This is a genomic window from Inquilinus sp. (assembly GCF_039594555.1).
GTDB lineage: Bacteria > Pseudomonadota > Alphaproteobacteria > DSM-16000 > Inquilinaceae > Inquilinus.
In genome coordinates this window covers 1-9,759 of record NZ_JBCNNF010000266.1, presented here as the reverse complement: position 1 = coordinate 9,759, position 9,759 = coordinate 1, and the positions used below count along the sequence as shown (strand labels likewise).

General features: G+C 71.4%; 11 protein-coding genes and 1 riboswitch. Of the genes, 6 read left to right on the top strand and 5 right to left on the bottom strand.

Translation table 11 applies throughout. The features are described 5' to 3' along the window. Together ABDW35_RS24475 and ABDW35_RS24470 are read left to right on the top strand one after the other, a co-directional pair. Positions 1-994, top strand: a 994-nt coding sequence (locus tag ABDW35_RS24475) for an alpha-isopropylmalate synthase regulatory domain-containing protein (RefSeq protein WP_343716479.1), incomplete at its 5' end; no start/stop codon positions are given. Further along, positions 994-1,767: an RNA methyltransferase gene (locus ABDW35_RS24470; protein WP_343716478.1), complete on the top strand. Its 774-nt coding sequence runs from the start codon at positions 994-996 to the stop codon at positions 1,765-1,767. The genes ABDW35_RS24475 and ABDW35_RS24470, both read left to right, overlap by 1 nt. A 202-nt stretch (positions 1,768-1,969) precedes the next feature. Here ABDW35_RS24470 and ABDW35_RS24465 read toward each other — a convergent pair whose 3' ends face one another. The 3 genes from ABDW35_RS24465 to ABDW35_RS24455 form a co-directional block, all read right to left on the bottom strand. Beyond that, on the bottom strand, positions 1,970-2,617 hold the full coding sequence (locus ABDW35_RS24465; RefSeq protein ID WP_343716477.1) for an alpha/beta family hydrolase: 648 nt from the start codon (positions 2,615-2,617) through the stop codon (positions 1,970-1,972). A 74-nt stretch (positions 2,618-2,691) separates the two neighbouring features. Beyond that, entirely contained in the window at positions 2,692-3,147 is a 456-nt protein-coding gene (locus ABDW35_RS24460) for a transcriptional repressor (RefSeq protein ID WP_343716476.1), read from the bottom strand. Positions 3,148-3,157: 10 nt separating this feature from the next. After that, the gene (locus ABDW35_RS24455) at positions 3,158-3,847 is read right to left on the bottom strand and encodes a PadR family transcriptional regulator (RefSeq protein ID WP_343716475.1); all 690 of its coding nucleotides are present in this window, start codon (positions 3,845-3,847) and stop codon (positions 3,158-3,160) included. Positions 3,848-3,979: 132 nt separating this feature from the next. After that, positions 3,980-4,199, top strand: a riboswitch (cobalamin riboswitch). 33 nt (positions 4,200-4,232) lie between these two features. Between ABDW35_RS24455 and ABDW35_RS24450 the strand changes: the two genes are divergently transcribed. The 4 genes from ABDW35_RS24450 (at position 4,233) to rpsD (ending at position 7,848) form a co-directional block, all read left to right on the top strand. Beyond that, a complete protein-coding gene (locus ABDW35_RS24450; RefSeq protein WP_343716474.1) occupies positions 4,233-5,267 on the top strand; it encodes an ABC transporter substrate-binding protein in 1,035 nt (344 codons plus the stop codon). Further along, on the top strand, positions 5,264-6,298 hold the full coding sequence (locus ABDW35_RS24445) for an iron ABC transporter permease (RefSeq protein WP_343716473.1): 1,035 nt from the start codon (positions 5,264-5,266) through the stop codon (positions 6,296-6,298). Before ABDW35_RS24450 ends, ABDW35_RS24445 begins: the two co-directional genes overlap by 4 nt. Beyond that, positions 6,295-7,059, top strand: a complete 765-nt coding sequence (locus ABDW35_RS24440) for an ABC transporter ATP-binding protein (RefSeq protein ID WP_343716472.1) — start codon at positions 6,295-6,297, stop codon at positions 7,057-7,059. Before ABDW35_RS24445 ends, ABDW35_RS24440 begins: the two co-directional genes overlap by 4 nt. Positions 7,060-7,233: 174 nt before the next feature. Beyond that, complete coding sequence (gene rpsD, locus ABDW35_RS24435) at positions 7,234-7,848, top strand: 30S ribosomal protein S4 (RefSeq protein ID WP_343716471.1); 615 nt, start codon at positions 7,234-7,236, stop codon at positions 7,846-7,848. A 71-nt stretch (positions 7,849-7,919) separates the two neighbouring features. Here rpsD and rarD read toward each other — a convergent pair whose 3' ends face one another. Further along, a complete protein-coding gene (rarD, locus tag ABDW35_RS24430; protein WP_343716470.1) occupies positions 7,920-8,861 on the bottom strand; it encodes an EamA family transporter RarD in 942 nt (313 codons plus the stop codon). 20 nt (positions 8,862-8,881) lie between these two features. Continuing rightward, on the bottom strand, positions 8,882-9,759 hold an 878-nt coding region (locus ABDW35_RS24425), incomplete at its 5' end, for an MFS transporter (protein WP_343716469.1).

The following is a 9,759-nucleotide window of genomic DNA, read 5'->3' as shown; positions in this document are numbered from 1 at the left end:
CTTGGGCATCCACACCCATGACGACACCGGCAACGCCGTGGCCAACAGCCTGGCGGCGGTGCGGGCCGGGGTGCGCCAGATCCAGGGCACCCTGAACGGGCTGGGCGAGCGCTGCGGCAACGCCAACCTGGTCACGCTGATCCCGACGCTGATGCTGAAGATGGGCTACGAGACCGGGGTGACCGAGGCCGGCCTGGCCTCGCTGACCGATCTCAGCCACTGGTTCGACGAGCGGCTGAACCGCACGCCCTTGTCCGGCGCGCCCTATGTCGGCGGCCGCGCCTTCGCCCATAAGGGCGGGCTGCACGTCTCCGCCATTGCCAAGGACCCGCGCTCCTACGAGCATGTGGCGCCGGAACGGGTGGGCAATCGCCGCCATCTCGTCGTCTCCGACCAGGCCGGGCGGGCCAACATCCTGGCGCGCTTCGCCGAGATCGGCATCGCCATCGACCCGAAGGACCGCAATGTCGAGCGGCTGGTCGACCTGGTGAAGCAGCGCGAATTCGAGGGCTATTCCTACGACACCGCCGCCGCCAGCTTCGAGCTGCTGGCCCGGCGCATGCTGGGCCAGGTGCCGTCCTTCTTCACCATGGACCGGTTCACCGTGGTCGATGAGCGGCGCTTCAACGCCCGCGGCGAGGTGGTGCAGGAATCCGAGGCCACGGTGCTGGTCCGCGTCGGCCAGGCATCCCTGCACGAGGTCTCCTTCGGCAACGGCCCGGTCAACGCGCTGGACAACGCCATGCGCAAGGCGCTGGAGCCGATCTATCCCGGCCTCAAGCCGCTGCGGCTGGTCGACTTCAAGGTCCGCATCCTGCGCTCGAACGAGGGCACGGGCGCCATGCCGCGCGTGATGATCGAGACCGAGGATGCCGACGGCACCCGCTGGTCGACCATCGGCGTCTCGACCAACGTCATCGACGCCTCCTTCGAGGCGCTGGGCGACAGCTTCACCTATGCGCTGCTGCGGGCCGGCGCCACGGCGCCCCGCTGATGGCCGGCACCGACCAGACCCGCGACCTACTGCTGGGCGGCCCGGCGATCATCCTGATCGAGCCGCAGATGGGCGAGAACATCGGCACCGCGGCGCGGGCGATGCTGAATTGCGGCCTGACCGACCTGCGCCTGGTGCGGCCGCGCGACGGCTGGCCGAACCCGAAGGCGGTGCCCACCGCCTCGGGCGCTGCCGCCGTGCTCGACAATGTCCGGGTATTCGAGCGGACCGAGGATGCGATCGCCGATCTCGGCGCCGTCTACGCCACCACGGCGCGGCTGCGCGACCAGCTGAAGCCGGTGGTGACGCCGCGCCGGGCGGCGGCGGAGATGCGGGCGCACCACGCCGCGGGCGTGGCCGCCGGCATCCTGTTCGGGCCGGAGCGCACCGGCATGACTAATGACGACGTCGCCCTGGCCGATGCCGTGGTCAACGTGCCGCTGAACCCGGCCTTCTCCTCGCTGAACCTGGCCCAGGCCGTGCTGCTGGTGTCCTATGAATGGTTCACCGCCGGCGACGCGACGCCGGAGCGGCGGCTGGACTATGAGGAGGACGCGCCGCCGGCCAGCAAGGAGCAGCTGGTCAACCTGTTCGAGCATCTGGAGGACGCGCTCGATGCCGGCCACTTCTTCCGGGTGCCGGAGAAGAAGCCCAGCATGCAGCGCAACATCCGCGCCTTTCTGCAGCGTGCCCAGCTGTCGGAGCAGGAGGTGCGCACCCTGCACGGCATGATCGTCGCCCTGGCGGGGCGAAGGAAGGGCGGGGAGCCGTAGGCGACGGGGTTGGCTCAGCGGCGCGGCCCGAATCCCCCTCACCCTCCCGCCGCCAACGCGGCGGGCCCCTCCCTCTCCCCGAGGAGAGGGAAGCAAGGTCAGTGCCCCTTCACCTCTCCTTGGGGAGAGGTCGAAATCGCGCAGCGATTTCGGGTGAGGGGGTGGCCCCACCCTATCCAATTGTCTCGGCCGAGGGCAGCGATCACCCCAACGGCCGGATGATCCGCCCCACCCAGCCCGACACCGCGGCGGCGACCGACCGCAGATGGGCGGCGGCGGTGAAGCCGGAGACACTCTTGCGTGGCTTCAGGTCGTGGTCGCCGTCTTCCAGCCACAGCAGCTCGATCCGGTCGGACAGGGCATAGCCGGCGACCTCGTCCCGGGTGCCGAACTCGTCACGCGTGCCCTGGCAAATCAGCGCCGGCGTCGTCAGATCGGCGAGATGCGCGGTGCGCAGCTGCGCCGGCTTGCCCGGCGGGTGGAACGGATAGCCCAGGCACAGCAGCCCGGCGATCCGGCCGGCGGCGTGCAGCTCGTCCGCGACCATCGAGGCCACGCGCCCGCCCATCGACTTGCCGCCGATGATGAGAGGTCCCGTGGCGCCGAGGGCCTCGACCGCCGCCCGGAATTCCGGGATCACGGTCTCGGCCCGCGGCGGCGGCTTGCGCTGGCCGGTGCGCCGCGCCGCCATGTAGCCGAACTCGAAGCGTGCCACCCGGAACCCGGCCTCCGCGAGGGCCTTCGCCGCCGCGGTCATCGAGGCCGAATCCATCGGCGCCCCGGCGCCATGCGCCAGCAGGAGGGTGGTGCGGGCCTCGGCAGGCCCGTCGATCAGGAAGGTCGGTGCCATGGAGCCGGAGCCTAGCATGGCGGTCGCAGCTTCGGGCCAGCAGCGACGCCAACCGTCAGGCGACGCGGCCAGGGTCAGGACGGCGCCGGCCAAGCCGCGCCGGCCGGCGCCGCGTCGGCCAGCGGTGCATCGGGATGCAGCCGCTCGACCTGCAGCTCCAACCGGGCGCGCACCAGGCGGTAGCCGAACTGGCGCAGCACGTCGGCCAGGGCGGCGCGCAGCTGGATGTCGCCCAGCGTCAGCGTCTCCACCGGCGGTGCCGGCTCGGCGGCCGCGCTGGCCGCCAGGCGCGGCGGGGCCTGGTCGCGCCAGCCGGCGATGCCGGTCCGGCGCAGCGCCGCCAGGAAGCGGTAGACGGTGGCCAGGCTGATCCGCGGGTCCAGCCGCCGCGCCCGGCCCAGGATCTCCTGGGCGTCGAGCGCGTGGTCGGCCTCGGCCAGCACCGCCAGCAGCACGCGGCGCGGCCGGGTCGGCCGCAGCCCGGCGTCACGCAGCCGGGCCAGGACCGGAGAAGGGAAGGCGGGGCTCATGCCGCCGCCCTCAGCCGCGCCGGATCTCGGCCGCGGCCCGGGCCAGGATCTCGACGATGCGGGTCTCGGCGTCCGGGTCGGCGCCAGCGTCCAGCTTCTGCTCCGCCGCCTCGCGCAGATTGTCCAGCGCCGCGGCGACCAGGGAGGGCAGGCGGCTCGACCGGTCGCGCTCGCGCTCCCGCTCGCCGCCCATCATCTTGTTGACCCAGGCGATCTTCTCGCCGGCCGCGGCCAGGCGGCCCAGCACGGCGTCGATGATGCCGCGGTTGCCGTCGAGATAGGCGCGGCCCTCGGCGGTGATGGTGTAGAGCTTCTTGCTGCCCTCGGCAGCCTCGACCGTGACGTAGCCGGCCTCTTCGAGATAGGTCAGGGTCGGATAGACCGTGCCGGGGCTCGGGCTGTACCAGCCGCCGGTCTTGTCCTCGATCAGCTTGATGATCTCGTAGCCGTGGCGCGGCTGCTGCTCGATCAGGGCCAGCGCCAGCAGGCGCAGGTCGCCCTGGGCCAGCATCCGGCCGGCGCGCATCATGTCGCCGCCGCCGAACCCGCCGAAGCCCCGGCCGCCGAAGCCGCCGCCATGGCCCCACCGGCCGCGGCCACGGCCGCCGCCGGCCCACATCTCGTCATTGTCGCGGCCATGCCGTCCGCCCCAGCCCTCGCCGCAATCGCCGTGGTGCCCACGATGGTGTCGTCCGAACATCGAACTCACTCCTTCAGTTTCGATATATCGTAAGATATGGCTGATCCAGATGGGTTTCAAGATATATCTTAAGATGTGTCTTTTGGCATGAAACTCAAGGCTTCTGCGGGATTGACCGGCTCTCCGCCGCGCTGATACACATCCGGTGACGGTTCCCGCATGGGATCAAAAGGGAACACGGTGGCGCCTCTCCGGAGGCGGAATCCGTGGCTGCCCCCGCAACTGTCAGCGGATCGCCGAACGCCCTCGTGGCCCCTCAAGGGCCAGGCCACTGCCCGCGCTGCGGGTGGGAAGGCCGACGCGAAGCCATGATCCGCGAGCCAGGAGACCTGCCGTCGCAGCGCAATCCGTTTTCCGGGCGGGGTGGCCCGGGCAGGAGGCTCTCTTGACGGCAAACCGGTCCTTCCCTTCGCGCGTCCTGGCCCTGGCAGGCTTGGCGCTTCTCGTCCTGTCGCCGGCGGCTTGGGCCGAGCCGACGCAGTATCCGCTGACGCTCCGCAACTGCGGCGTCGACGTCACCTTCGACCACGCCCCTCGCCGCGCCGTGTCGATCGGGCAGAGCAGCACCGAGATCCTGCTGGCGCTCGGCCTGGCCGACCGCATCGTCGGCACCGCCGTCTGGTTCGGCCCGGTGCTGAAGGACTATGAGGCGGCGAACGCCAAGATCCCGCGCCTGGCCGACAACGACCCCAGCTTCGAATCCGTGGTGGGCAGGGAGCCGGAGCTGGTCGCGGCCCAATATGAATGGCATGTCGGGCCGCAGGGGTCGGTCGGCACGCGCGAGCAGTTCGCGGCCCTCGGCATCCCGACCTACATCTCGCCGGCCGATTGCGTCGCGAAGGACAATTCCGGCGGCGGCGATGGCGTGCGCAAGCAGCTGTTCAGCATGGATCTCGTCTATCAGGAGATCCGCGACCTGGCCCGGATCTTCGACGTCGCCGACCGGGGCGAGGCGCTGGTCGCCGAGCTGCGGCAGCGCGAGGCCGCGGCCATCGCTTCGGTGGCGGGGCAGCAGGCCAGGGGCGTGCCGGTGGTGTTCTGGTTCTCCAGCAAGGAGGTGGCGGGCGAGGCCTTCGTCGCCGGCAGGAACGGCGTGCCGGCCTACATCCTGCAGCAGCTCGGCGCCCGCAACGTCATCACCACGGAGGAGGAATGGCCGCTGGTGAGCTGGGAGCGCATCGCCGCCGCCGACCCCGCGATCATCGTGATGGCGGAGATGAGCCGCCGCCGCTATCCGGCCGACGACACCGCGGTGAAGCTGAATTTCCTCGCCACCGACCCCGTGGCCAGCCGGCTCGAGGCGGTGCGGGACAATCGCATTGTGGTGATGGACGTGCAGGCGATGCAGCCCTCGATCCGCGCCGTCGACGGCATCGAGGCGCTGGCCCGCGGCATCAAGAGCTTCGGTCTCGGGGGGTGAAACCGCTCCTCGATGGCGGCTGGGGCGTCCGCGCCCTGCTGGCGGCGCTGTCCCTGGCGGCGCTGGTCGTGGCCATCGCCCTGGCCGTGTCGATCGGCGAAATGGCGATCCCGCCGACCACCACATTCCAGGCGTTGGCCAACCGGCTGTTCGGCGCCGGCTTCGCGCTCAGCCCGATCCAGGAAGGGGTGATCTGGGACTACCGGCTCAGCCGCGCTTTGGTGGCGGCCTGCTGCGGCGCGGCGCTGGCCCTGTCCGGTGCCATCCTGCAGGCGCTGCTGCGCAACCCGCTGGCGGAGCCCTATGTCCTCGGCATCTCAGCCGGCGCGTCGACCGGCGCGGTGGCGGTGATGATCGCCGGCATCGGCGGTGGGGCGCTCTCGCTGTCCGGCGGCGCCTTCATCGGCGCCGTCCTGGCCTTCCTGCTGGTCTCGCTGCTGGCGGCCGGCGTGGGGGGCGGCATCGACCGGGTGATCCTGGCCGGCGTCGCCGGGTCGCAGCTGTTCAACGCGCTGACCTCCACCATCGTCACCACCTCGGCCAATGCCGAGCAGGCGCGGGGCGTGATGTTCTGGCTGCTCGGCAGCCTCGGCGGCGTGCGCTGGCCGGATGTGCAGGTGGCGGTGCCGGTGGCGGCCGCCGGCTTCGTCCTCTGCATCCTGCACGCCCGCGCGCTCGACGCCTTCACCTTCGGGGCGGACGCCGCAGCCTCGCTCGGCATCGCCGTGACCCGGGTGCGCGTGGTGCTGTTCGCGGCCACCGCGGCGATGACGGCGACGATGGTCAGCATCATCGGGTCGGTCGGCTTCGTCGGCCTCGTCATCCCGCATGCGGCGCGCTTCCTGGTCGGGCCCGGCCATGCCCGGCTGCTGCCGGCCTCGGCGATGATCGGCGCCATCTTCATGGTGCTGGCCGACATCGTCTCCCGCATCATCATCCCGCAGCAGATCCTGCCGATCGGCGTGGTCACCGCCCTGTTCGGCGCGCCGGCCTTCGCCGTGCTGCTCTATCGGGCGAGGCGGTCGGCATGACCATCACGACCCACGACGTGCGCTGGGCCGCCGGCGGCCGGATGATCGTCGACGGCGTGACGCTGGAGGCGGCGCCGGGCCGGATGCTGGGCCTGCTGGGCCCGAACGGCGCCGGCAAATCGACCCTGCTGCGCCTGATCTGCCGGCTGCGGCGGGTGGAGAGCGGCGTGATCACCCTGGGCGGCGCCGACATCGCCGACCTGCCGCGCGCGGCCATCGCCCGCCGCGTGGCGCTGGTGGAGCAGCAGGCGATGACCGACGCGCAGGTGTCGGTGATCGACGTGGTGCGCCTCGGCCGCACGCCGCATCGCGGCCCGCTGTCGCCCTGGAGCGACCGTGACGATGCGGCGGTCGAGGATGCGCTGCGCCGGGTCGGGCTGGCGGGCAAGCGCGGCCAGTCCTGGCACACGCTGTCGGGCGGGGAGCGGCAGCGGGTGCAGATCGCCCGCGCCCTGGCCCAGACCCCGTCCGAGCTGCTGCTGGACGAGCCGACCAACCATCTCGACGTGCAGCACCAGCTCGAGATCCTGGCGCTGGTCGGGCGGCTGCCGGCGACCAGCATCGTGGCGCTGCACGACCTCAACCTGGCCGCGATGTTCTGCGACGCGGTGGCGCTGCTGCGGGAGGGCAGGGTGGTCTGCGCCGGCGCGCCGGAGGAGATCCTGACCGAAGCGCGGATCCGTGAGGTGTTCGGCGTGCGCGCCCATGTCGAGCGGTCGCCGCATCACGGCCGGCCGCATATCCACTACCTGCCGGGCTGATGCCGGTGGCACTCCCCGCCGGGCGGAAAGCCGCTTCAGGCTTGACATCGCGGCCCAAATAGCGTTCTTCACCGCTTCCATTCCCGGGAACGCGGGTCCGGTGCGTGAGCCGGCGCCCCGCTTTGCCATTGGCAGGGCCTACCGGGACAACATGAGAGAAGAAGGACCGCGCGCGTGAGCAAGCGCCAGAATTCGAAGCACAAGATCGACCGCCGCCTTGGCGTCAATCTCTGGGGCCGCCCAAAGAGCCCCCTGAACAACCGCGAATACGGCCCGGGCCAGCACGGCCAGCGGCGCAAGAAGCCGACCGATTTCGGCACGCAGCTGATGTCCAAGCAGAAGCTGAAGGGCTACTACGGCAACATCGGCGAGAAGCAGTTCCGCCGCCTGTTCGACGAGGCCGTGCGCCGCAAGGGCGACACCGGCGAGAACCTGATCGGCCTGCTGGAGCGCCGCCTGGACACCGTCGTCTACCGGATGAAGTTCGTCCCGACCGTGTTCGCCGCCCGTCAGCTGGTCAACCACGGCCACGTGCTGGTGAACGGCAAGCGCCTCAACATCGCCTCCTACCAGGTCAAGGACGGCGACGTGATCGAGATCAAGCAGAAGTCGCGCGAGATGGCCCTGGTCCTGGGCGCCATCGCGTCGTCCGAGCGCGAGGTGCCGGACTACATCGAGGTCGATCACGGCGCCTTCAAGGGCAAGGTCGTGCGCACCCCGGCCCTGGCCGACGTGCCGTACCCGGTCCAGATGGAACCGAACCTGGTGGTCGAGTTCTACAGCCGCTGATTCTCGGCCGGCTGTCCGACGGAAGAAGGGGCGCCCTCGGGGCGCCCCTTTTCGTTTCGGAGGCTCGCCTCTCAGCCGACGCCGTGGCGCGGCGCCACCGGCATCCTCGCCCGCCGGGTGGCGTCGATGGTGAACAGGACGAGGCCGGCCCAGATGAAGCCGAAGGTTACCAGCGTGGCCGGGCGCAGCGGCTCCTCGAACACCAGCGTGGCCAGCACCAGGTTGATGCTCGGCGACAGATACTGCAGCAGCCCGACGGTCGACAGCGGCAGGTGCCGGGCCCCGATCATGTACAGCACGATCGGCAGGCCGGTGATCAGCCCCGAGGCCATGATCGCCAGCGACATCGCCCAGCCCTCGCCGCCGGCCGCCACCGGGCCGAAGGCACCGGCGCCCCGGCTCCACAGCCACAGCAGGTAGGCGAGGCAGACCGGCAGCAGGAAGGCCGTCTCGACCATCAGCCCGACGAAGGGATCGATCTTCTCGCGCTTGCGGATCAGGCCGTAGAAGCCCCAGGTCAGGGCCAGCGCCAGCGCGATCCACGGGATCTCGCCGGCGCCGATCACCGAGATCAGCACGCCCACCCCGGCCAGGCAGGCGGCCGCCACCTGCGCCCGGCTCAGCCGTTCGCCCAGGAAGGCGACGCCGAGCAGGACGTTGATCAGCGGGCTCAAGTAATAGCCCAGCGCCGACTGCACCAGGTAGCCGTTCAGCACGGCCCAGATGAAGACGCTCCAATTCGCGGTCACCAGGGCCGTGGTGGCGCAGTAGGTCAGGAAGCGGCGGCGGCTGCGCAGCACGTCGCGGATCTCGTGCAGCCGCCCGAGGGCCAGCAGCAGCAGGCCCAGCATGACGACGCTCCACAGGATGCGATGCGCCACGATCTGCCAGGCGCCAACATGCTCCACCGCCTTGAAGTAAAGCGGCGCGAAGCCCCAGATCAGGAAGGCGCCGAGCGCCGCGCCGGCGCCGAGGCCGGCCTGGCCGCGGCTGGCTTGGGTGTCGACCGACATCGTGGTCCCCGGATCCGGCGTCAGCGGGCCACGGCCCGGGCCGCGACGAGGCGGGCCCGGCCGGCGCCGATGCCGGCGATTCCCGCCGCCGTGCCGATGGCGAGGACGAAGACCCCCGCCGCCGCCCAGCCGCCGGTCCAGTCGTGCAGCAGGCCGATCAGCAGCGGCCCGCCCGAGGCCAGGGTGTAGCCCACCCCCTGCGACATCGAGGAGAGATGGGCCGCGACATGGGCGTCCGGCGTGCGCAGCACCACCAGCGTCAGGGCCACGGCGAAGGCGGCGCCCTGGCCGATGCCGAGCAGCACGATCCACAGCCAGACCGTGCCCAGCGGTGCGAAGATGCAGCCCAGGAAGCCGACGATCGAGAACACCATGCACAGCGCGGCGGCCAGGCGCTGGTCGCGGCCGCGCGTGGCCAGCGATGGCGCAACCAGCGCGGCGGCGACCTGCACCATGATCGAGACCGAGACCATGATCCCGGCGGCCACGCCGTCGACGCCGCGGTCGCGCAGGATCGGCGCCAGCCAGCCGAAGACGCTGTAGGCCAGCGAGGATTGCAGCCCCATGAACAGCGTCACCTGCCAAGCCAGCGGGTCGCTCCACAGGCCGCGCACGGTGAAGCCGGCATGGGCGGCCGGGCCGTGGCGCGGCGGGATCTGCGTCAGCCAGACCAGGGCGGCGATGACTGCCGGAACCGCCCAGAAGGCCAGGGCCGCGGCCCAGGACCCGTCGGCGGCCCGGGCCAGCGGCAGGGTGGCGCCGGCGGCCAGGGCGGCGCCGGCGCACAGCGCCATGGTGTAGACGCCGGTCATCAGCGGCGCCTTGTCCGGGAAGTCGCGCTTCACGATCCCCGGCAGCAGGACGTTGGTGACGCCGATGCCGGCGCCGGCCAGGATGG